The organism is Cryobacterium sp. CAN_C2, from assembly GCF_015751745.1.
Lineage (GTDB): Bacteria > Actinomycetota > Actinomycetes > Actinomycetales > Microbacteriaceae > Cryobacterium.
Map to the genome: position 1 here is coordinate 14846 of NZ_JADOUX010000025.1, position 22125 is coordinate 36970.

18 protein-coding genes and 3 pseudogenes are annotated in these 22125 nt (G+C 63.6%); 11 read left to right on the forward strand and 10 right to left on the reverse strand.

Annotation, left to right across the window (positions count from 1 at the left end):
* Positions 1–316: 316 nt before the first annotated feature.
* The gene (locus IWX77_RS15350; protein WP_196845426.1) at positions 317–1063 is read right to left on the reverse strand and encodes an SAM-dependent methyltransferase; all 747 of its coding nucleotides are present in this window, start codon (positions 1061–1063) and stop codon (positions 317–319) included.
* Positions 1064–1069: 6 nt separating this feature from the next.
* Here IWX77_RS15350 and IWX77_RS15355 point away from each other — a divergent pair, with 6 nt between their 5' ends.
* Both IWX77_RS15355 and IWX77_RS17510 read left to right on the forward strand, forming a co-directional pair.
* Positions 1070–1327 carry a hypothetical protein gene (locus IWX77_RS15355; RefSeq protein ID WP_196845444.1) on the forward strand — a complete coding sequence of 86 codons (258 nt, stop codon included), beginning with the start codon at positions 1070–1072 and terminating at the stop codon, positions 1325–1327.
* Between the two features lie 568 nt (positions 1328–1895).
* Positions 1896–1999: pseudogene (locus IWX77_RS17510) on the forward strand (NADP oxidoreductase); the annotation flags it as partial.
* 84 nt (positions 2000–2083) lie between these two features.
* Here the strand turns inward: IWX77_RS17510 and IWX77_RS15360 are convergent.
* Positions 2084–3019 carry a hypothetical protein gene (locus tag IWX77_RS15360; protein WP_196845427.1) on the reverse strand — a complete coding sequence of 312 codons (936 nt, stop codon included), beginning with the start codon at positions 3017–3019 and terminating at the stop codon, positions 2084–2086.
* Positions 3020–3214: 195 nt separating this feature from the next.
* Between IWX77_RS15360 and IWX77_RS15365 the strand changes: the two genes are divergently transcribed.
* Positions 3215–4939, forward strand: coding sequence for a SulP family inorganic anion transporter (locus IWX77_RS15365; RefSeq protein ID WP_297413198.1), 1725 nt, complete (start codon positions 3215–3217; stop codon positions 4937–4939).
* A gap of 179 nt (positions 4940–5118) precedes the next feature.
* Here the strand turns inward: IWX77_RS15365 and IWX77_RS15370 are convergent, their stop codons facing one another.
* The gene (locus IWX77_RS15370) at positions 5119–6471 is read right to left on the reverse strand and encodes a GAF domain-containing protein (protein ID WP_196845428.1); all 1353 of its coding nucleotides are present in this window, start codon (positions 6469–6471) and stop codon (positions 5119–5121) included.
* 165 nt (positions 6472–6636) lie between these two features.
* On the opposite strand from IWX77_RS15370, the gene IWX77_RS15375 reads away from it, so the two are divergent.
* Positions 6637–8445: an NAD(P)/FAD-dependent oxidoreductase gene (locus tag IWX77_RS15375; RefSeq protein ID WP_196845429.1), complete on the forward strand. Its 1809-nt coding sequence runs from the start codon at positions 6637–6639 to the stop codon at positions 8443–8445.
* 86 nt (positions 8446–8531) lie between these two features.
* Here IWX77_RS15375 and heR read toward each other — a convergent pair whose 3' ends face one another.
* The gene (heR, locus tag IWX77_RS15380) at positions 8532–9332 is read right to left on the reverse strand and encodes a heliorhodopsin HeR (protein ID WP_196845430.1); all 801 of its coding nucleotides are present in this window, start codon (positions 9330–9332) and stop codon (positions 8532–8534) included.
* Between the two features lie 390 nt (positions 9333–9722).
* Between heR and IWX77_RS15385 the strand changes: the two genes are divergently transcribed.
* A complete protein-coding gene (locus IWX77_RS15385) occupies positions 9723–10748 on the forward strand; it encodes a TerC family protein (protein ID WP_196845431.1) in 1026 nt (341 codons plus the stop codon).
* A 132-nt stretch (positions 10749–10880) separates the two neighbouring features.
* Here IWX77_RS15385 and IWX77_RS15390 read toward each other — a convergent pair whose 3' ends face one another.
* Positions 10881–11651, reverse strand: a complete 771-nt coding sequence (locus IWX77_RS15390; RefSeq protein ID WP_196845432.1) for an ice-binding family protein — start codon at positions 11649–11651, stop codon at positions 10881–10883.
* 779 nt (positions 11652–12430) lie between these two features.
* On the opposite strand from IWX77_RS15390, the gene IWX77_RS15395 reads away from it, so the two are divergent.
* Positions 12431–14095, forward strand: coding sequence for a plasmid pRiA4b ORF-3 family protein (locus IWX77_RS15395; protein ID WP_196845433.1), 1665 nt, complete (start codon positions 12431–12433; stop codon positions 14093–14095).
* 396 nt (positions 14096–14491) lie between these two features.
* Here the strand turns inward: IWX77_RS15395 and IWX77_RS15400 are convergent, their stop codons facing one another.
* Positions 14492–15463, reverse strand: coding sequence for an NYN domain-containing protein (locus IWX77_RS15400; protein ID WP_196845434.1), 972 nt, complete (start codon positions 15461–15463; stop codon positions 14492–14494).
* Positions 15464–15925: 462 nt separating this feature from the next.
* Positions 15926–16213 (reverse strand): hypothetical protein, encoded by a 288-nt coding sequence (locus IWX77_RS15405; protein WP_196845435.1) that lies wholly within the window; start codon positions 16211–16213, stop codon positions 15926–15928.
* A gap of 132 nt (positions 16214–16345) precedes the next feature.
* Between IWX77_RS15405 and IWX77_RS15410 the strand changes: the two genes are divergently transcribed.
* The 3 genes and pseudogenes from IWX77_RS15410 to IWX77_RS17520 form a co-directional block, all read left to right on the forward strand.
* The gene (locus IWX77_RS15410; RefSeq protein WP_196845436.1) at positions 16346–16852 is read left to right on the forward strand and encodes a hypothetical protein; all 507 of its coding nucleotides are present in this window, start codon (positions 16346–16348) and stop codon (positions 16850–16852) included.
* 249 nt (positions 16853–17101) lie between these two features.
* Positions 17102–17215 (forward strand): hypothetical protein, encoded by a 114-nt coding sequence (locus tag IWX77_RS17515; RefSeq protein ID WP_442784486.1) that lies wholly within the window; start codon positions 17102–17104, stop codon positions 17213–17215.
* Positions 17212–17268: pseudogene (locus IWX77_RS17520) on the forward strand (hypothetical protein); the annotation flags it as partial. The gene IWX77_RS17515 and the pseudogene IWX77_RS17520, both read left to right, overlap by 4 nt.
* A 418-nt stretch (positions 17269–17686) precedes the next feature.
* Here the strand turns inward: IWX77_RS17520 and IWX77_RS15420 are convergent.
* Positions 17687–18502, reverse strand: coding sequence for an alpha/beta fold hydrolase (locus tag IWX77_RS15420; protein ID WP_196845437.1), 816 nt, complete (start codon positions 18500–18502; stop codon positions 17687–17689).
* Between the two features lie 105 nt (positions 18503–18607).
* On the opposite strand from IWX77_RS15420, the gene IWX77_RS15425 reads away from it, so the two are divergent.
* Positions 18608–18793, forward strand: coding sequence for a helix-turn-helix domain-containing protein (locus IWX77_RS15425; protein WP_196845438.1), 186 nt, complete (start codon positions 18608–18610; stop codon positions 18791–18793).
* A 228-nt stretch (positions 18794–19021) separates the two neighbouring features.
* On the opposite strand, the gene IWX77_RS15430 is transcribed toward IWX77_RS15425, so the two are convergent.
* Positions 19022–20395, reverse strand: coding sequence for a glutamine synthetase (locus tag IWX77_RS15430; protein ID WP_196845439.1), 1374 nt, complete (start codon positions 20393–20395; stop codon positions 19022–19024).
* A 242-nt stretch (positions 20396–20637) separates the two neighbouring features.
* On the opposite strand from IWX77_RS15430, the gene IWX77_RS15435 reads away from it, so the two are divergent.
* A complete protein-coding gene (locus IWX77_RS15435) occupies positions 20638–20994 on the forward strand; it encodes an FAD-dependent oxidoreductase (RefSeq protein WP_196845440.1) in 357 nt (118 codons plus the stop codon).
* A 181-nt stretch (positions 20995–21175) separates the two neighbouring features.
* Here IWX77_RS15435 and IWX77_RS15440 read toward each other — a convergent pair.
* Positions 21176–22125 (reverse strand): annotated as a pseudogene (locus IWX77_RS15440) (transposase); the annotation flags it as partial.

The window sequence follows — 22125 nt, forward strand, 5'->3', positions numbered from 1 at the left end:
CCGCCAGAACGTTGCCGAAATCACTCAGCCGTTGGTTGCGCAAGACGCCTGCCGGAAATGATCGTTCCTGGGGGTTCAAGCGGTTCAGATGGCCAGCCAGTTTCATCTTCGGACGTCGTTCACACTGACAACCGTCACGGGAGAACCTGCATGGAGGTTCGGGTGCACGTGTCGACTGGGATACCCACCTGATAACTGGCGGCACCTCCATCGGCGTTGTGGAGTTCAGCGCTTTGTGGCGGTGTGCTGTGATTGCTCCGTGTCGCTCGTTACCGATCGCGACGATGCTCGCGTTCACCCGCGGTACACGAGATCATCAGCCGGGTCGTCGGCCGATGAACTGGATGAGTGTCGATCTCAACTCGTACGGGATTCCATCGCGTTCCTCAGAGACGTGATTCGCGCCGATGTCGGCGTATTCGACGATCCATGACGAGAAGACTTCATCAAGCATGGTGCGCACCTCCTTGGAGTCGAGCTCGAATTCAACGAGCGCCCTCCGAACAGTTCCGTCCGCGAGCTCCTCGATCCGGTCTGCAAAAATGCCCAGGGCAATCAGACCGCTTGGTGCGGTGGCCGCAGCACACCGGGAGAGCAGGCCGCGCATGGCCGTAGCGCTGCTTACATGTTCCACCGCAGAGAAACCCACGATGAGACCCACCGCCATGCTGACGTCGAACTCGAACTCCTCAAGATCGCGCACGATCGGCGTCACCGAGTCGGAAACACCCGCCTCGGCACAATTGACTTCGAGGCGGCGAATCGCTGAAGGAATCACATCGACAGCAACAACACGAGACCCGGCAGCAAGTCCCCGAGCCATGGGGATCGTGTGACGGCCAATGCCGGCGCCCAGGTCAAATGCCAGGATTGGGCCGACACCGCCGGACAGGTCTATGGCCTTCAAGACCAATCGATCCGGCCCCAAAAGCCACGAACCGGCGGTCCCTAACGGCGTCGACGCGTAAAGATCTTCGTGATATCGAAGAGTTTCGGCCCGACCCCCGGCGAACACCGAATCGGTAACGAGATCTTGCGTGGGATGAACCGGCAAATCGACCATGAGTCAATGGTATCGAGAGCGCAACAAGCTCTTACGACAGGCCCCTCGGGTGCCTTGGCGTTGATCTGTCAGCCGTACGGCTGGGCGCAGCAACACAACACTGCGCCGGATGGGCATGACGAGGTCGACGAGGAAGACCCGACCAGCGCCGACATCTTGCACGGCTTCATCGAGAAGCTCGAGCAGTACACCTGGATGGTGAGCGCTGAGAACCGCACAACAGTGAAAGCCCACTGCCAAGGACTCCACCCGCCGGGTGGGTGAGGCCTAGCCAGACGACCGGGCACCTGGCCGAATCGGGCACCCGGCGTGACGAATGACGAGCCCGTCTCGGCTGACTACGGCCACGCCGCATCGGGGAATCGACAACGGACGAATGGAAGGAGCGACTTTTTTTTGATGCGTTCGCGCCTCCAGTTGAGCTCCACGAAGAGGACCAGTTTTACTGGGCAGCGTCTGGCCTGCCGGGCTGAACCTGGGCCATTCGCCTGAGCAGGCCGGGCCACCCGGCTTCACGGCGTAAGGACGACCGTGATGCCCCCTTCTTCTGGAACAGGGGGAACGGACACGCCGGCCGTGAACTCGATCCGAGATCCTCGCCTGTAGTTGTTCTGACGCCAGCGCGCAGATCTCCGACAGCTCATCCATGGTGATGATCCCTCGTGCAGCGCGGGCTTCAGATTGATCTAGAGCCACCGTGGGTATGTCTTTCTGCGAGGAACCTTCATCCGTTCGCACTGACCATTGCACGGCGGCTCACTGCGTCAAAAATCCAACGCTCAAACTCGGGAAATTACACATAGACACTGGATTGAAGGTCCTAGAGACTACTTCGCAGGGTCGTCGTGCCTTGGTGACGGCGTCTGACCACACGATGCCGCAGCGTTCGTCACGAAGCTGTATGACGAGTTCGGCTTCGACACCGTCAATGTCGGACTATAACCGACCATCAACGAAAACACGCCGACAACCCCTGAGGGTTGTCGGCGCGTTGCTGACGGATCGTTAGCGGCCGTTCAGCTAGTCCTGTCGTGCGAGGCGGCGAGTTTGGCGCCGGAGCACGATGAGCACCACGAGGCCACCGAGCAGCAGAACAGAGGCGGTCGAGATGAGGATCGGTGCGGAGCTGAACCCGGTCTCGGCGAGCTCTGGAGCTGCCTTGACGATCGGTGCGGCGGTCGCCGACGGTACCGGCGTGGAGATGAGGGCCGCGGGGATAACATTGTTGGTCAGGCGGGTGGAGCAGTCCACGGTCGCGCCGCCGCCGCCGGCGGAGCCGACACACTGGTTGACCGTGACCGGAAGTGCGGACGTCTCGGTTGAGGCTCCGACGGTGCAGTTCACCCGGTCGGTACCGCCACCACCATTTCCGGATTGGTTGCACTGCACGATGGTGGCTGTGGCGAGATTCGTATTCTGGAGCGGGTCGCAGTCAACGGTCGGCTGTGTGCCACCGCCGGTGCCGGACTCGAAGCACTGGTTCACGGTGGCCGCTGTTGCAGTGAAGGGTCCGGTGATGTTGTTCACGATGTTGACGTTGCAGATGACGTTTGCACCGGCACCGTTACCCGAGCCATTGCACTGCGTGGCAGATGTCGTCAGCGTCGGATAGGTCACTGTCAAGTCTTCACACGTGAGTGTGGGCGGAGCGCCAGCGGAACCGCGGCAAGCTTTCGTCGTGACGGTCGAACTCGTTGTGCCGGCGGTCAGATCGTAGTCGTTGACGATGGTGATGTCGCACACCACTGCCTGACCTCCGACGTTGTCGGTGCCGTTGCACTGGTTGACGGCCGGAGACGACGGCGCAGCCGAGGCAGATGCCAGCGGCGAAGCAGTCAGTGCGAAGCCGACGAGCAGAAGGCCGAGAACGAGTGCGCCCGATCGCTTGAGCAGCGAGGTACGTGAGAAGTTAAAAGCCGATGAAATAGAAATGAGTGGCCCCCTAATTAGGGTCACTCTAACACGGGCGAGGGGCGCCCTCGTAGGTGCACCACGCTCTAATGCCGCGCTCGACCGAGTCGGGTTGGCATGATCGTACGAAAGGGGACCGCTGCAGCAGTCGCCGGATGTCGGCTGACGCGCCGGCGGCCAATGTCGATGACGTGACGTGCTGGTATTTTGGGGCACAGCGAGGCGCCGGGAAGGAACGAGTTGGGCACGAATCTGCTGCGACGATGGGTACCGGGGATCGACACGGCGCTCTCCTACCGGCGCGCCTGGCTGGTGCCGGATCTACGTGCGGGAGTCGTGCTCACGACGCTCCTTATTCCCGTGGGCATCGGCTACGCCGAGGTGGCAGGGCTCCCTCCTGCGGCCGGACTTTACGCCACGATCATTCCGCTTCTTGCCTACGCCGTCTTCGGGCCATCGCGTATCCTCGTCCTCGGCCCCGACTCGGCCCTGGCTCCGATCATTGCCGTGGCCATTCTGCCGCTCGCGTTCGGCGACGACGCGAGGGCCGTGGCCCTGGCCGGCCTGCTCGCGATCATGGTGGGCGTGATACTTCTGCTTGGCGGTATTCTGCGCCTCGGATTTGTGACCGACCTACTCTCCAAGCCCATTCGGGTGGGTTATTTGAACGCACTTGCGCTGCTCGTGATCATGTCGCAGCTGCCGGCACTTCTCGGATTCTCGGTGTCGGCCGATTCCCCGTTCGGCGATGCCGTGGGCATTGTCGACGGGATCGCTCAGGGCGACGTTGATCTGACCGCGATGCTGATCGGTTTCGGAACGCTGGCCGTCATCGTCCTGTTGTCGTGGCTCAAGTCTCGAGTGCCGGGTGTGCTTGCCGCCGTCGTGGGGGCAACGGCCGTGACGGCCATTCTGGGACTGCAGAACGACCTGCCCGTCGTGGGCGCGCTACCGCAGGGAATTCCCGCGCCGGCGCTCGGTGGCCTGGCGTGGGGAGACGTTGGTGCCCTCATCCTGCCCGCCTTGGGAATAGCGCTCATCGCTTTCGCCGATACCGCCGTGATCTCGCGAACGTTTGCCGCGCGACGGGGTGAGAGCGTCGACGGCAGCCAGGAAATGTCTGCCATCGGTGTGTCCAACGTCGCCGGCGGGCTGCTTGGCGGCTTCCCCATTTCTGCCTCCTCCTCACGCACTCCTGTCGCCGAACAGGCCGGGGCGCGTTCGCAACTGACGAACGTGGTTGGGGCGCTGCTCATCGTGGCGTTCATGCTGCTCGCACCGGGCGTTACCGCGTATCTCCCCTCGGCCGCCATCGCCGCGGTGGTGATCGTTGCCGCAGCAGGGCTGGTTGACGTTCGAGGATTCTTCGCACTCGTGAGAATGAACAAGATCGATGCGGCACTCTCGCTGGCGGCCTTCATCGGCGTTCTCGCCGTCGGGGTGATCGAGGGAATCGCGGTGGCGATCATCCTGTCACTCGGAGCCTTCGTTGGCCATGCGTGGCGACCCTACCGAGCTGAGCTCGGCCGTGTGAGCGGTCTGCGTGGTTACCATGATCTCTCCCGGCATCCGGAGGGCGAACGACTGCCCGGCATCGTGATCGTGCGCTTCGACGCCCCACTCTTCTTCGCCAACGGCGGTATCTTCAACGATTACGTGCGGACCACCGTTATCGCGGCCGGTGGCGAGATCCACACCGTTATTCTCGCGGCCGAGCCCATCACCGAGATCGATACGACGGCCGTCGATGAGCTTCTCGAGCTGGACGATTTTCTCGCTTCCCACGGCATCACCCTCATCTTCGCGGAGATGAAAGGACCGGTGAAAGACAAGCTCCATGAGTACGGGTTGAACGGCCGGTTTTCCCCGGAGCGGTTCACGAGTACTGTCGGGGCTGCCGTTGACCAGGTGACCGGAACCCTGCGTGGAGACCTCGACGGCACGGAATGGGACGACGAGCCCTGAACGGAAGCCGCTCCCACACCTCGTTCGAGGGCCGGCGCAGGGTGGCGGCTGCGGCGCGGGCGGCCGTGAAGTAGTGTGCTCGACGGCATCCACTGGCATGCCTGCGCGCTCGAGAGTGCTGGAAACCGATCAGCCGGTCGAGGCCGGTGAGAACAACGTTGCCGTCGAGTGCCACACTCCTACCGGCCCAGCTCGCGGTCGAGTCGTTCCGAATGCGCCCGGAACGCGAGGTAGGCGGCATCCGTTTCGCCGAGCAGATGGCCCAGCTCGGCCACGGCCTCGTCGTCAGTTGATCCCATGTCGGTCTCACACCACCGCTTGATCAGCTCGGCACTGCCGCTCGCCCGCGCCGCGGTGCCCATGGCCGCGTTGAGTTCAAATCGTAGGGATTCGATAGCGGATGCCGCAGAGCGGCTCACGAGCGGGGCGACGTACGTATCGAGCGCCTCCGTGGGCTGACCGTTCCGCAGCTTCTGCAACACGCGGCTCACGTCTGATGTACCGTGCGCGGCATCCGTGAGGCGGTACGGGTTGGAGAGGAGCAGGCCGGGCGCAAGCGTGCGGATACGGTGCATTTCAATGCGGATTGTCGCCGCCGCGCCCGTTTCACCGTGTACCTCGTAGGCCAGCTGTTCCGCGCTCCAACCGCGTTGCCGGGAATCGAGCAGGGCGAGGATCTCGGCGCGGCGCAGCGACAGTGGGGCTCGGCGTCCGTTCGCGAACACCACTGCGGGAGTGTCGCCGAGCAGTTCCAGGGAGATTCCCGTCTGTGCGGCCGGGCTGCGGATAAGGGTCGCCGTCGCCTCGGTGGGCCGGGGGAGGAGCGTCGTCGGGCCGGGAGTCGGCGGCACTCTCGTGCGGCCTCGCAGCAGCTCCTCGGCCAGCCGCACCCCGCACTTGACCATGCGCATACTGTCGGCGGTGATGGTGTCGAGCGGGCCGGACACGTTGAGCACCCCGAGCAGTTCCCCGGTGTGGGGGTTCCGGATGGGCGATGCCGTGCAGGCCCAATCGTGGTGCGTGCGCACCAGGTGCTGGGCTGAGAACAATTGCGCGGAGCGGCCGCTCACGACCACTTCGCTGATGGCATTCGTGCCGATCCCGGCCTCGGACCAGTCAGCTCCCTCCACGAACTCCAGACCCTCGGCCTGCTGCAGCACGGCCGGGCTGCCCACCCGCCACAGAATCTCGCCCTGTGCGTTGGTGAGCACGAGCAGGTGCCGCCCCGACGTCGACTCGTCCGCGAGCAGCTCGCTGAGGGCCGGCATCACGGCGGCCAGGGTGTGCTCGCGGCGCAGGTGCACGATGTCGGCAATGTCGTGCAGGTGCCGCGGCACATGTGTGTCGGGATCGATGCCGCCCGCCAGCGCGCGCTGCCAAGAGGCCCAGAGCCCCGGGTCGACGTTTGGCCGGGCGGCACCGGAAAGAGTCTGGTCGTGTGCGCGGCGCAGCACTTTTGCATATTCGTTCGGCGACGAGAAACGCAGGTCGGGCGGCGCTGACAGCGAACCCACCCGCTTTCCCTGCGACATCCGCTCTCCCTAGGTTGACTCGATGAGCCAGCCGCAGAGAAGTGTAACGCCCTTGTAACCCCCGCGGGTTTCTACTTGACCGTGAGATCACGCCCGAATCAGTATGTGGCCACACTAGTGTGCCGGGCGTGGGAAGACCTCAATCAGCGCACACAAAGGAGTGAAATGCCTGAATCCGGCAATAAATCTGAATCCCCCAATAAAATTGTCGACCGCTGGCTGGTCGCGCTGGATAGCGCGCTGCAGGCTGGTAACGTCGACGCCGCCGTGGCCCTCTTCGAGGAGGACTGCTACTGGCGTGACTTCGTCTCATTCACCTGGAACCTCAAGACCCTCGAGGGCAAAGACGACATTCGCCGCATGCTCGAGGTCCAGCTGGAGCACGTACAACCAAGTGACTGGGCACGCGGTGAGGACGCCACCGGCGACGCCGACGCCACCGAGGCGTGGGTGACCTTCGAGACCGGCCAGGCCCGCGGGTACGCGCACCTGCGGTTGCGAAACGGTCGCTGCTGGACCCTGCTCACAACCATGCAGGAGCTCAAGGGCTTCGAAGAGAAGAAGGGCACGAACCGAGAGAAGGGCGTGAGCCACGAGATCACAAAGGGTCGGAAGTCGTGGCTGGAGACGAAGACCGCCCGGGAGGCCTCGCTCGGCTACGACGAGCAGCCGTACTGCGTCATCGTCGGGGGAGGGCAGGGCGGAATCGGTCTGGCGGCACGGATGCGCCGGCTCGGCGTTCCCACCATCGTGATCGAGAAAAATGCCAGGCCCGGTGACTCGTGGCGAAACCGCTACAAGTCACTCCATCTGCATGACCCGGTCTGGTACGACCACATGCCATACCTGAAGTTTCCGGAGGACTGGCCCGTGTTTCCGTCGAAGGACAAGCTCGGGGACTGGCTGGAGCACTACACGCGCATCATGGAGCTCAACTACTGGTCGAGTACGGAATGCACCAAGGCCACCTTCGATGAGACGCTTCAGGAATGGGTCGTTGAGGTCATGCGCGAGGGCCAGAAGGTCACACTGCGGCCCAAGCAGCTCATCTTCGCCCTGGGTGTCTCCGGCTACCCGAACACGCCGATCTTTGACGGCGCCGAGACCTTCGCCGGTCAGCAGCACCACTCGTCCAAGCACGAGGGTGGGGGCGATTGGGCCGGCAAGAAGGCCGTCGTGATCGGCTCCAACAACTCCGCCCATGACATCTGCGCCGACCTCTGGGAGCACGGAGCCGAGGTGACGATGGTGCAGAGGTCCTCCACACACATCTCCCGCAGCGACGCGATGCTGGATCTCGCCCTGGGCGACCTGTACTCTGAGCGGGCTCTGGCCAACGGCGTGACCACGGAAAAAGCGGACCTACTCTTTGCCTCGCTGCCCTACCGCATCCTGCCAACAGCCCAGATTCCGGTCTATGAGAAGATGGCTGAACGCGACGCCGAATTTTACGCGCAGCTCACGGCGGTCGGCTTCGACCTGGACTTCGGAACCGACGGTTCGGGCCTGTTCCTGAAGTACCTGCGACGCGGCTCCGGCTACTACATCGACGTGGGCGCATCGCAGCTGCTCATTGACGGCCGGGTGAAGGTCAAGTCGGGCCAGCTCGCCCGCATCGACACCCATTCCGTGGTCATGGCCGACGGTTCGGAGTTGGAGGCCGACCTGATCGTCTATGCCACCGGCTTCGGCTCAATGAACGGATGGCTGGCCGACCTGGTATCGCCCGAGGTCGCCGACCAGGTGGGCAGGTGCTGGGGGTACGGCTCCGATACGCCGAAGGATCCGGGCCCGTGGGAGGGGGAGTTGCGTAACATGTGGAAGCCCACCAATGTGGAGCAGCTCTGGATTCACGGCGGTAACCTGCACCAGAGCCGGCACTACTCCAACTATCTGGCCTTGCAGATCAAGGCTCGCATGGAGGGCCTCGACACCCCGGTGTTCGAGTTGCAGCAGTCGCACTTCACTCGATAGGGGCATTGAGCCGCGGCGGTGTTCGACAAATCAGGTCGGACTCCGCCCCGGCTGCATTGCGGTGGCCTCGACGTGCAGACGGCTGGCTAGGTGAGCGCCGGAATGACCGCGCCCGAGAACACCTGCCAGGCCAGCGCGGTCTTGGCGACGAGGCTCAGCGTGATGTAGGCGCGCTCGCCGCGCAGGTAATCGCGCCAGCCGCCGATCTGCTTGTACTGCAAGACCTGGTTGACAGCGAACGTGTTGAAGAACAGAAACAGCGAAATGATGATGCCGTAGACGAAGGCCGGCGGTGAGGCCTCGCTGGTGGAGCCGGGGGCGAAGAAATAGATGAGAATGACGATCCACGGCACCACACCCGCCATACATCCGAAGATGAAGGGCAGAGACCGGCCGTTGCCGGGCGTCTCGTACTTCTCCTGCAGGGCGCCGAACATGATCATGGTGGCGTTGACGGCAAAGATCGAGAACAGTGCCGCGATATCGGTGATGCCGGTGATCTGCGCGATGAGCCAGATCATGATGGATGAGCTGAGTGAGTACTCGACCCAGCGAAAGTAGTTGTGGTTCTTCTTGAGGCCGGCTGCGTAGCGAGGAAAGAACCACGGCGACGAGATGAGAAAGTGAAAGAATGCTGACAGTGCCAGGAAGGCCACGACGCCGACACCCACGTTGATGTCGAACAGGGTGACGCGTTCGGGCGGTATCGCAACGCCGGGAGGCCCGGCGAGGTAGTCGGCGGTGACGGCGAAGGTGACCTGCGTGCTCAGCAGAGTGAGCACGTAGGCGAAGCCGAGGGCCTGCACCAGGTGCAGCGAGCCGGCCACTATGTTGTACGCCCTCAGACGGGAGATCGTCTGCTCAGCGGTGCGGACTTTGCGTGCCATCGGGGACTCCTTCAGAGTGGATGAGGCAGACACTAGCAGGGTCACGGCGCAGCTCCGAGTCCATATCGCCAAGGTCGAAGAACACCAGGGTCTGGACCCGAATCTACGTCGCTGGAGGTCGTGCCATCGTGTTGGACGTGCACTCGACCGCATTCAACAATCGCAATACCCACCGCACCGTGACGCCAGAGACTGGGAAAGCCCTGCGTCTATGGCAGCCAGGGATAATCTTCCTTGCACAAATACCAGAAACCTGTTTCTGTATTCACAGGAGGGGAGTAGTCCCCACGAGGCCCATCGTCAGTACGGTCGCGACATCGCGGCCCGGTGCGGCCTGGGCCCGGTAACGGCTCGACGAGACCTCCAGAGTAAAAAACTCTGGAGGTTTTGATGAACGTTCCACTTTGGGCCTGGCTGACTGTGGTCGGTGTAATTCTGGTCATGCTCGCGGTCGATCTGATCGCTCATCGCACTGCGCATGTGATTGGGGTGCGGGAAGCGGCCGGATGGTCGATTTTCTGGGTACTGTCCGGGGTGAGCTTCGGCGGAATCGTCTGGTGGCTGTACGGCGCTGAGTTCGGCCAACAGTACTTCGCCGGCTTCGTGATCGAGAAGTCACTCGCCGTCGACAATGTGTTCATCTGGGCGATCATCTTCGCCGCGTTTGCTGTTCCGCCGCAATTCCAACACCGAGTTCTGTTCCTGGGAGTGCTCGGCGCCCTGGTGTTCCGCGGAATCTTCATCGCCGCGGGAGCTGCGTTGATCAACAACTTCAGTTGGGTGCTCTACATCTTCGGGGCGTTCCTGGTGTTCACAGGAATCCGGATGCTCCGCCACCGAAATGAGCACTTCAACCCCGAAAAATCGAAGGTTCTCAAGTGGTTCAGAGGCCATGTCCCGATGACGGATGCGTTCTACGGCCAGAGGCTCGTCGTTCGAAAAGCGGGAGTGCTGTTGGCCACACCGCTACTGGCGGTTCTCGTAATGGTGGAGGTGACCGACATCGTCTTCGCTGTGGACTCGATCCCCGCGATATTCGCCGTGACGAATGAGGCATTTCTGGTCTTCACCGCCAATGCGTTCGCGATCCTGGGACTGAGGGCGATGTACTTCTTGCTCGCTGACCTGATGCACCGCTTCATCTATCTCAAGATAGGCCTGGCTGTGCTGCTGGTGTGGGTGGGGGTCAAGATGCTTCTACTGGAGGTGTTCTATATTCCCACCACGGTGTCCCTGGCGGTCATCGTTGTCATTCTCGCAGTGTCGATCGGTGCCAGTCTCTGGTCGACCCGCGGCCAGTCTCGCCAGATGCTTCAACCCACGCCTGCCGTCTCGTTCCGGATGGCCACCGCCGAGGAACTCGCAGAGGTCGATAAGCGCGGGTCGGCGCGTCCGCTGAGCGCGCGGCGACCGTGAACTCCTCGAACGAACGACCCTGGCGGTGCGCCACTGCTTCTGGTCATCATCTCGATCGTGGTGCCGTGCAGCAAGGGGCCGGGGATACGACGATTGTCGTCTCCCCGGCCCTGAAACCAGCCGACGGAATGCCTATTTGGCGGGCTCGGTGACGGTGCTGCTCTGCAGCGTGACCGCAGTCTGGGCCAGCAGTCGGCCGTTGATCGATGCGCCCGTGTTCATGGCAATCAGGGTCTTGCTCAGGATGGTGCCCTCGAAGTGGGCTGTGGTGCCGAGCGTCACGGAACCCGCGGTCTGCCAGAACACATTCTTGGCCTGAACGCCGCCCGTGAGGGTCACGTTCTTGGCCGGCGCCTCGGAGATGTCGCCGGAGATCTGGAAGATGAAGACGTCGTCCGGGCCACCGGCGAGCTTGACGTCGTTGGAGATGGAAACGTCGGTGCTCCACGTGTAGAGCCCGGGACGGAGCGTGCGCCCACCGATCTCGCCCGCGCCGAGGTTGACGAAGTCGGGGTTCGTGCGACCGGCGGCGTCGGTGTAGGCGATGCCCATGTCACCGACGGCGGTCGTGAGCAGCGTGGCATCCGTTACCTTGCAGGCAGGTCCGGCGGCGTCGACGGAGAAAATCGTGCCGGTCACCTCCGGGCAGGTCAGCAGGATGGCGGCGCCCGTGATTGGGCTCGCCCCGACGTTGCCGGTGACGGCGGATGAGGGGACATCCGTCACGCCGGTCTGCGACAGGATTGCGAACGTGCCGGCAACGCCGAGTGCCACGGGCGCCTGGGGGAGCGGGTCTGCGGCTGCTGCGCCGAAGCCGGCGCTGCCGATTCCGACGACGGCGACGGCCAGTGCGGCGGCCAGGAGGCGTTTGCGCGCGGTGGATAGCTGCTGGAATGTGGTCATGGTGTGTTCCCTCTCAATGGAACCGCAGGATGGGGTCTCGGGCAGGGCCGCAGTGGGTGCGGTCGCCGATGCTGCACATCGGGTTTCTGGGCGCTGGCTGGTTCGCCCCCGGCAGACTTCACCCAAAGAAAGAGAGCCCCCGGTCCCACGAAAAACAGACGTCCACCACGCACGAATTTTGCACGCCCCACGGGACCGGTTCCAACACATCGAATCTGTCTACCCCAACCATAGGGGTACAGTGCCGTCTCCTCGCGCCTTGGAGAGTCACGGTCGTCGGAAATCGAACCTGTTCAGGTCACGTTCACACTCCTTTCTGATTTCATTCATGCGTCGTTCAGGGCCGCTACGGGGCAGCCCCCCGACCGCTTCGCCCACCGTGACTGCTGCACTCGGTGCAGGACTGCAACTATCTCGTTTTCTACGAGGAGGTTCACCTGTAGAGTTTTGTTATTTCCAAATTCTGGCCCACCAGATCGAACGCGCGAGAGCGTTCTTCACGGCCGCGTTCGACCGGTCTTTTTGAGGATTACGGCCAGTTCACCGGTTCTTTCTACTGGGGAATCAAGACCGGCTCCGAAGATGAAAGGGGCGTCGATGGTGGTCTGCTTCAGCGGCCCGTCGAGGCCCCGGCAGCGGAGCAGGGCGGAAACGCGGTTGGCGTGCACCATCTCGTGCCCGCTGACGAAGGCTAATCTGCGCCGTCCCACGACGCGGCCTCGAGAACGACGACCACCGAGTCGCCGCGAACATGACCCGCGGTGACTACACTGACTCGGATGACCGAGCACCCCTTCAATTCTTCAGCATCCGAACCCAACTCCGTGATCGACAGCGAGCCCGACAGCGAGCCCGACAGCGAGCCCGACACCGTGATCGACTTCGAGGCTGCCAAGTACAGGCTCCGGGCCAGCGGTGTTGACACGCAGGCGCACGACGCGCAGGTGAACGACGCCCAGGTGAACGACACGCAGGTGCACGACGCGCAGTCGAGCGACGCGCGGGCGAACGACGGGCAGGCGAAGGCCGCCGACGCGCACCTGGTGCCCTCCAGAATGCCTCTTCCACTGCTTACTCCGCCCGTCGAGCCGGTGCAATTTACCCTCCAGATAGACATCGTGAACTCCACCCCGCTCATCTGGCGCCGATTGAGTCTGCCGTCGAACGTGCCCCTCGACCGGCTGCACGACGTGCTGCAGGCCGCGTTCGGCTGGACGAACAGCCACCTGCACCAGTTCACGCCCTCCGCCGACCCCCACCGGCACGAATTCGAGGGCATTCTCACCCCGTTCGACCTGGAGGAAGGCGACGAGGGCACGCTCGAGAGCGAACTTCGCCTCGACCAGTTTCTCGCGACAGTGGGCGACACGCTGCGCTACGTCTACGATTTCGGCGACGACTGGGAGCACACGCTCACACTCGAGGCCGTCGAGCCGATCGAGCCGGACGGTACGGCCGTGCCCGCGGTGCGTTGCCTCGACGGCCGGCGCAAGGGGCCGCCGGAAGACGTCGGCGGCATCCGCAACTACGACCACCTGATCGCCGTGGTCACGAGGGCCAGCCTTCCAGAGAGCCGGGAGGTGCTCGACGAAATCTCCGCACTCGACCTGTGGAACTTCAGCGACGAGATCGACCTCGACGCGATCAACCGGGGGCTTCATCGCGCGATGGGCGCCGATCAGGCGTTGGACTGGTTGCGCGCCCATGGCGGAGATTCCTCGCCACTCGCCACCCTCATCGCCGGGGTCGGCGAGGAGGCGCAGCAATACCTCGCCGGCTACCTGGTCGCCGCCCGGGTGAGCGAACCGGTCGAGATCGACGAGGCCGAGGCCGAGAAGGCGACGGCGGTGATCCGCGCGTTGTTGCGGCACGTCGGCGACGGCATCCGTCTCACCGGCGCCGGGTATCTGCCACCCCAAGCCGTCAGCGCCCTGATGGCCGAGCTCGACCCCCAGAGGCAGTGGTACGGCGAGGCGAATCGCGAAGCCCAGACGCAGCCGCTGCTGGCCCTGCGGGAGATGGCGACAGCCCTCGGTCTGGTGCGCAAGTACCGAGGTGTGCTGGTTCCAACCAAGCGCGGAACCCAGTTGCGAACGTCGCCGCTCGGGTTGTGGCACTACTTGGCTGCGCGGCTGCCGCTGGAGCGTAGCCCGCACGGTCACGACGTTGCCCTGCTGCTTCTGATGCTCGTCGCGGCCGACGAGGCGGGAACACGCGAGGTGGTGCGGGATTCGCTGGATCTGCTGAGCGCCACGGTGGGCTGGAGCTTCGGGGGGCGCGGCCGCTACGGAAACGGTGCCGCAATCTATGCCGCGAGCGACACCGACAACGTGCTCGCCTGGGCCGGGTCGGGCACGCTGCTGCAGGGCAGGTCGTACCCGGGCGGACTCGGGTCGGCCGGGGCGACGCTGCTGGCCCGGGCGGCGCTGGCGACCGGGAGCTGACCGGGGTCCACGCAGCCGACCGACCGCGATGCCGCCCTCCCTCAGAGTTCGTCTCGGCGCAGCTCGCCCAGAGGACACCTCCGCGACCCGCTCATCGCGGGATTGGCCAACTTCGCTCGGTCACCACGAGGGAACAAGCCAATGTTCAGGATGCGAAAACGCGACTCTTGCGAGTTGCTGGCGCGGGTCGAACGCGGCGAGGAGTTCATTATCGCGCGCGCGGTGGCAGCCCGGTTGCGCGACTGTCCGCGTTGCGAGCCGCACCCCTGTGGGAGCTGGGCTTTGTGCCCGGTAGCCCGATTTCTGCTTCGTTCTTTGAACCGCTGCCCGCTGAAGATCTTGCCCTGGGAAACGGGTACCGGGCGCGTTCGTGAGCTGTCTGCGAGGCCCTGCGGCTCAGCCCCGAAGCCGGAGGAGTATCGGGCTGGTGGGACTCTTCTGATCGAGTTCGATCACGGCGGCCCGGGATTTCAAGAAGTCAGAAAATTGCCGGTAACCCAGGGTTCGTTCTTGGAACGAGGGATCCATTCGCCGCATCTGCAACTTGAGCGCGGAGGCGTGCTGCCAGTCCTGATCGTTGGTCGCGAGCAGTTCCATGGCCCGAAACAGGAGCGTGGTCGCAGCCTTCCGAGCCTTCGGGCTGCCAGTCGTTCCGACAATCGGGCTCACGGTGGCGGGAGGGAGACTCGCCACGGCTGCAGCGTGTGCAGTCTCGGCCGGTTTCGTTGTCGCGGCCGCGTCAACGGGGATACCGCCGAGCTGACCTGCCACCCCGATGGCAGGCGCTGCAGCGCTCGAGGTGCCCGGCAGGGAATCGTAATCGGCGAACTCGTCGCAGGCGGCAGCGAGCGACCCGCTGGTCGAGCCCGACACGCCAATACCGATGACGTAGCGGCCGAGCTTCTTGCACCGCTGGGCGAGCGGGATGTAGTCCGAATCTCCAGCCACGATGACGATGTGGGTGAGGTCGTCAAGCCGGAACATGTGCTCGACTACGTCGATGGCCAGACGGATGTCGGCACCGTTCTTGAGCGAGGACACGGTCGGGAACAACTGGATCAGGTCTACGGCCCGATCGATGAGTTGCTTCTGGTATCTCGCGTTGACCGTCGCCGACCAGTCCGCGTAGGCCCGGCTGATGACGATCGGACCGAACGACGAGGCGTAGTCGAGAATGGCGCCGACGTCGATCATCGCCCGGTGAATTCGGCCCGTGATCTCGGCGTCTGCTTTCGGGTTTGATGAGACGTGGTTTCGCGCCTTGTCTTTGGCGAACTGGTTCTTGCCGTGCAGTTGGTTGTAGCGGGAGATGACGATGTTGTCGAAGTCAAGATAAACGCCGACTCGTTCTCGGAACTGCTCAGCCATGCGGTGCTCCTCGTTGAACAAAACCAGTGACGAGCCTGCGCAAGTCCCCCTGCGGCTCAGTCTGCTCGCTGTGCTGCCGCGGACGCAACTCCGGTGGGCGACGGCATACACCAGCCCGACTCCGACGCTGCTCCCAAACGATGGTTTGCCACCAGCTGCGGGATCATCAGATCGCAGCTGTCCTCAGGCTGCTCAAAACTGGTGTCCACGAAGCTGTCCGGAATCAAATCTGCCGAAAGCCCGTCGTTTCGGTAGGGGGTTCTGACGCCGTTTTCGGTGCATTAGCGCGCGGCGGCTCCGGTAGCTGTGGATCGCACCCGTAATCGGCGGGGTATCGCAGCGGCGTGCCAATTTCCTAGATGCCCCGCTTGGCCATCCATCGGTAGACGAAGAACGCGACGATCCCCAGCACGATGAGACCACTGAGGGGTCAACTTTCAAACGACGATACGGGGTCAATATTCACCCGACGTTGACACGGTCCAGCCATGACAGACGCTCGGCTGACTTCAGAATGAAATTCGCAGTGGGGGCGTCGATGGAAGCGGACATGCTCACGTTCGCCAGAATGTTAGCCATGTAGGGCAACTTGCGTTCTTCAAAGTTGTTTACCGCGACCATGAGCACCCCCTCAGCGAACTCGTAGCCGTGGGAATGTTCGCCGTCCCAAAATCCATCGTCTCGAATGGAATCGCCCTCAATCTCCATCGCCTTGATGGCCGCGCCAGCCGGTAGGAAGACTGCCCCCACGCGCGCCTCCGGGCAGCGCAATAGCGCGCTACTCGGCTGAGCGGGCGTTCATTACCCGCGGTAGATGGGTGACGCGAGCCGAGTCGTAGCTATAGCTAGGGCAGATCGCCTCGCGTGCTCCATAATGAGCACGTGGGAAGCGAACAACTCGTGTGGTCCGGCCGCGACTGGCGGATGCCGGTATGGCTCTGGGTCGGCTTGGCGACGATGTTCGTCAGCGCGCTACACATCATCATCGACTTCGGCGTCGGCCTGTTCGACCTGCACGGGACGCTGACTCTGACCGAGGCGGCAACGCTTGTCGGCGTTGCGCTCATCCAGCTCTGGTGGGCGATTTCCTTCATGGCGGGCGTTCGGGGCAACGGCAGCGGCGTCGCCAGCGCCGGGATCCTCGGCGCCGGCTGGGCAGCGCTGACCAACGGCTTCCCGATCGTGTACTGCCCGCCCGTGTGCGAAGAGGCGCGGCCGCTGACCGACCTCGGCCACGTCGGCAGCATCGTGTTCGGCATCCTGCTCGAGTTGGTCGCCATCTGGTCGCTGTGGCGCGCCCAGGTGCGGCCGGGCTGGTTCATGCCGACCGTTGCGGCAGCCTTGGTGGTCGGGACTGTCGTGTCGCTGGCGAACACCACGATCACATAGGCGCGCCGACAGCGCCAGATCCGGACGTTCTCAGGGGCATCGACCAGCCCCTGATACGACCGGCTTGGGCTAGCAGGCCCGACGGCTATCTTCTCGGCTCGTACCGCATCGCCACTCTGCCCCGAGCCAAACTCCAGTCGGCTCACGAGCTTCAAGTCGCTATGCACCGATAGCTCCGCGAACAACGTCGGCCCGTGGCCCGCGAACCTGTTCTTCCAACTCGTTGCCGCTCGCTACGAACAAGGCGCGATCCTCGTCACCTCGAACACGCCCTTCGGCCGGTGGGGTGAGATATTCTCCGATGACATCGTTGCCGCCGCCATGCCGACCGGCTCGTCCACCACGCCGAAGTCCTCACGCTAACCGGTGACTCCTACCGCGCCCGATCACGCCGCGAGCTTCTCGCCCGAGCCTGACACGTAGGGGCCCACCAGCCGCTGCCCATAACTAGCTCGTCACACCGCACGAAAATCAACACCGAGGGATCAACTTTCAAACGACGATACGGGGTCAATATTCACCCGACGTTGACAGGCATCTATGACCTTTTGACCGGTGACGCCCTTGGTTGGCCGATCACGATATGCAGCCTCCACCTCGGAGGCTTTCTTGTTTTTCGAATCTGGCTAGCTCGGCGCATTCGGCGTTCTAAAGCCGACTCTGCAGCGGGGGAGTGAGCCCAGCCGCCGGGATGGACACACCTAGCCTGGAACTCGCGTTATCGCTGTCCGGCGCATCGAACACCTCAAGTCGGACGCCGTCGACCAGGTCCTCGCCGTCCGATCAAGGAAGGTTCCGGTCCCGTGCGACGGCCGGCGGGGCGCTCTCGACGGTTCAGTACTGGTCCCAGAAGTCAGTGACGAGGGCGGCGAGTTCTGCGGGGCGTTCGAGGGAGGGAAGGGCACGTGATCCCGTGATGACCGCTGTACGGGCATCCTTCATCTCGGAAGTGGTCTGCATGCACTCTTCGGGGCTCCACTCGCCGCGGTCGTCGGTGGCAATCATCAGGGTGGGACAGGTGATGCGTGTGGTGGCCCAGGCGAGGTCGGTCCGGTTGACGACGCCGGAATGGACGGTGTGCGCGATGGCACCCCGGTTGGTCCCGGACATGGGGGCGATGAGCGCATCGACGGCTTGGGGATTGGTGCGCCGCGTCAGATCCGTGAGCATGGCGTCGAGCAGCCCCTGACGGACCGGCCCGCGCATCCCGATGACCCGGTATGCCGGGAGTAGCATTCTCACCTTCCGCCGCACTGACGGACTCGCTGGCTGGACCGGGGTGCTGACCGTGATCAGGCTGCGCACCAGCTCCGGGCGGGTTGCGGCCAGATGCAATCCCACATGGCCACCCCAGGCGCTGCCCAACCAGTCGACGGGAGCTGCGGCCAGCTCCTTCTGAACCTGCGAGACAATCGCAACGGCCCCCTGCACGCAGCGCTCAATGAACTTCGGAACGACGTGATTCAGGTCCCCGCTGGCCCCGAAGGACCACCCATCGACCAAGACCAAGGTGCGTTTCTTGCTGAGGTCGTCGATTACCGGGTCCCAGCTGCGGGAGTCGGTGAACATGCTGTGCCACAGGATCGCAACTTCCGGCGGTCCCGGGACGACCTTGGCGGCGAGTTCACCGAGCTCGGTGGCGATGCGCATTTCTTCAATGTACCGACCGTTCACTGGTTTGACTAGCCTCATAGGCAGCGCCGCTTCGAGTGGTCTATCCGCGCCGAGCGTGCCGTCGAGAATCGCGACCGGCTCGTGGCCGCGGCCCGCGGGCTGTTCATGAGACAGGGCTGGACCGCCACGACGATGACACAGGTCGCTGCCGCTGCGGGACTGGCTCGCCCCACCGTGTACCTCCATTTCGACACCAAGCTCGACCTGCTGATCGCCTGCATCGGCACCGCGCTGTCCGACGTCCCGAACTGGCCTCGCCCCTGTTGAGTGGACACCTCAGAAGAGAGAATGTTCACTATGGCAAAGACCCGTCGGGAGTTCACTCAACGGGGGCAAGGTCACTATCCCGCTTTATTCGAAATGGATAAACCCCACGACCAAGACAAAAACAGTGTTACTGAGCTCTGAGCTCCGTTTTTTCAAGCGTCCCTTGTCAGAAGAGCCAAAAAATGGCGAGTTCGGCTGCAGCAGTCGAACCCTCCGCCCCTCGTTTGATCAGATCGACCATGCGAACCGGAACCTCTCTGGCAGTTGGTCGGCGTCGGTGGACCCATAGTGATCGAGTTCCCAGCGTCGAACTGCGAGCACGGCCTGGATGATCTGCGGTCCGAGGATGCGCGCAGCGAGTTCGGATGCGGCGAGAGCGTCGAGCGTTGCTCCTAGAGCGGAAGGAAGCAGCACCGTCGCCGAGGCGAGTTGCTGCTCTTCGGTCTGGTCGGCCGGATTCGTGGTCACCTCCGCGGGAAGCACCGTCGATGACCGGATGCCCTCCAGCGCGGCGCCGAGGATGACCGCGGTCGTCAGGTACGGGTTCGACGACGGATCGACAATCTTGACTTCGACGTTGGCGCCTTGCGGATTGCCGCGGGTGGCTTCGAGGAAGCGAACCGCCGCCCCGCGATTCTCCCTACCCCAGCAGGCATACGCGCCCGAAAAGAGCCGGGGTCGCAATCGCGCCCCCGAGAGGATCGATCCGCCCAGAACACCCTGGATACCGGGGAGTGCGGCGATCACCCCGGCGATGGAAGACGCGCCGTCGGCGGTCATACCGTGGGGTCCGTCGCCGCCCGAGAAGAGAGGTTCCCCATTGCGGCTGAATGAGTAATGGACGTGCGCCGCGTTTCCGCCGCCCCCGCTGATCGGGAAGGGAGAGAAAGATACCCGCAAGTCGTGTTTGCGCGCCACCCTCCCGGTGATCAGGCGGGCCAGAACCACCCCGTCGGCCGCCTGAAGTGGTGTGGCCGGTGGCAGCGAGAACTCGACCGTGGAGGCAAAGAACTTGACGTGTAGTTGCTCGAGGGGGATTCCGGCGGCGGCAGTGGCGGAGAGCAATTCGGTGAGGAAGGCCTCGTGGTCGAGTACCGGACCCAGACCATACGGTGTCCAGCCCACGCGGGGGAGCGGGGTTCCGTCCGCGGCGGTGATGGTGAACTCGAGCTCGTGCCCGACGAGCGCCTCGAGCCCGGCTTCCTCGATGTCGCGTTGGATGCGGCGAAGCCGCCCCCGCGGATCGATGGCGAGCGGTGCGCCGTTCTGGTCGAAGATCTCCGTTGGAGCCCACGCGAAACCTCCATCCAGGATTCTAAGAGCGTCGAGATCGAGTCTCAGCCTCATATCGCCGACTACGCCGAGGTCGGGTGTGAATGCGATGCCGCCATCGATGCAGAAGACGTTCCACACCGGCGGGGCACCGAGACCGGATGACGCGAACGTCGCCAGTCGATCAACCGGGATGGTCTTGGCGAGGTAGATGCCGGCTGGGTTCGCCAGCGTACCTGCGATGATGCCCACACCGGCATCAGAGAGCCGTTCGGCCACCTCGCCAATCCGGCTGTCGCTGAACTCGGGGAGAATCGATTCTGTCGTCATATCGACATGCTGGCAGGAATCTGTGTCAGCGGGGTGCGAAGGATGTTGCAGGTCATGCCCGAAATCGGGTCGGTGAACTCGCAGCGGGACTGCCGCCAGCTCGGTTGACTGCTGCTCTGGCCAGGCTTCACCCGGTACTCCACCTGTGAATGCACGGGGCTCGGTACGCTGTCACCGTGTCACGCCACGCGTTTTGAGACCACCACGGGTGGGACGGCTTCGTGGCTGACCGAGGAGGCAGAATGAGTGCGCACGATGTGGTTGTGGTGGGAGCCGGCCTTGCTGGGTTGAGCGCCGCTCGGGACCTGATGAATGCCGGGTCGGATGTCGTTGTGCTGGAGGCTCGTACCCGGCCCGGTGGGCGGGTCGAGCAGACCACAACACCAGAGGCCGTCTTCATGCGCAACTGGGGTGCGGACCTGTGGACGCAGGGGTACATCACCGCGTGGCGTCCCGGCGAACTAATCGCCGTCGGACCCCTGCACGGCACACACGAACCTCCGTTCTGGGTGGTGGGTTTCGACCAATCGGTGTGCGGTTACATGGAGGGCGCGGTGCGCACCGGACGCGCAGCCGCCCGAGAACTCATCGCAACATGAAGCTTCTGTGCGATCAGGAGCACCCCGTGTTCCCCTCAAGTCCAGACAGGGAGTAATCCATTGGTCGGAGTGCCCGCAAGCTGAACCCTGAACGCGCCGAGCCAAAACCAACCGGCAACCCGGAATTTGTCAAGCCGGATGAGGCCAGTGGGAGTGAGGCGGCTAGTTTGGCCTCGGTGCTGTCGGTGGGTTTGTTGATCCAGGCGGTCGCCGGAATGGAGAGGATTTCTGGCATGCGATCCGTGGTGAATCGTTCCGGGTTGCGTGCTCGGGCCAATGCCAGCGTGGCCGCGCGTTCGGTGGCCTTGATGCCGGCCAAGCCGAAGTGGACGTCGGCGGGGGTGTTCAGGCCGATTCCGGTATGGGCGTGATGGTGGTTGTAGCCGTCGACGAAGTCCGTCATGAAGGCGCGTGCGTCGGCGAGGGAGCCGAAGCGTTCCGGAAATATGGGCGAGTACTTCAGGGATTTGAACCACGACTCGGAGTACGGATTGTCGTTGCTCACCCGGGGCCTGGAGTGCGACCGGGTGACCTCCAAATCGGAGAGCAGAGTGGCGACGGTCTTGCTTGTCATCGATGTGCCTCGGTCGGCGTGGACGACGGCGGGGGTGCCGTGGATGCCGAAGACCTCCGTCATCATCTCCGCGGCGAGCACGGCCGATTCGGTGTGATGAACGTAGGCGCCCACGATGTACCGCGAGAAAATATCGATCATGACGTAGCAGTCGAAGTACTTGCCCTTGATCGGGCCGGCAAGTTTTGTAATATCCCAGCTGAGCACCTGGCCAGGGCCGGTCGCGATCAATTCGGGGACGGCCCGCGGTGGATGACGAGCCTGATGCCGGCGTTCCTTCACCTGCTTGTTCTCGTTTAGCACCCGATACATCGTTGAAATTGAGCACAAGTACGTGCCTTGATCGAGGAGCTGCGCGAAGACTTGAATCGGCGGCAGGTCCACGAACGACGTCGAATTCAATGCCGTCACAATCAGGTCGCGTTCCTCGATCGACAACTTGTTCACCGGTGCCACGGACACTCGATCCTGGGGTGACCGTGGTTTCCGGGTCGCCGTCGCCCGGGGAATGCCGACCAGAACCGCAGCAACTCGGGTGCTGATGCCGCTGGTGGCCA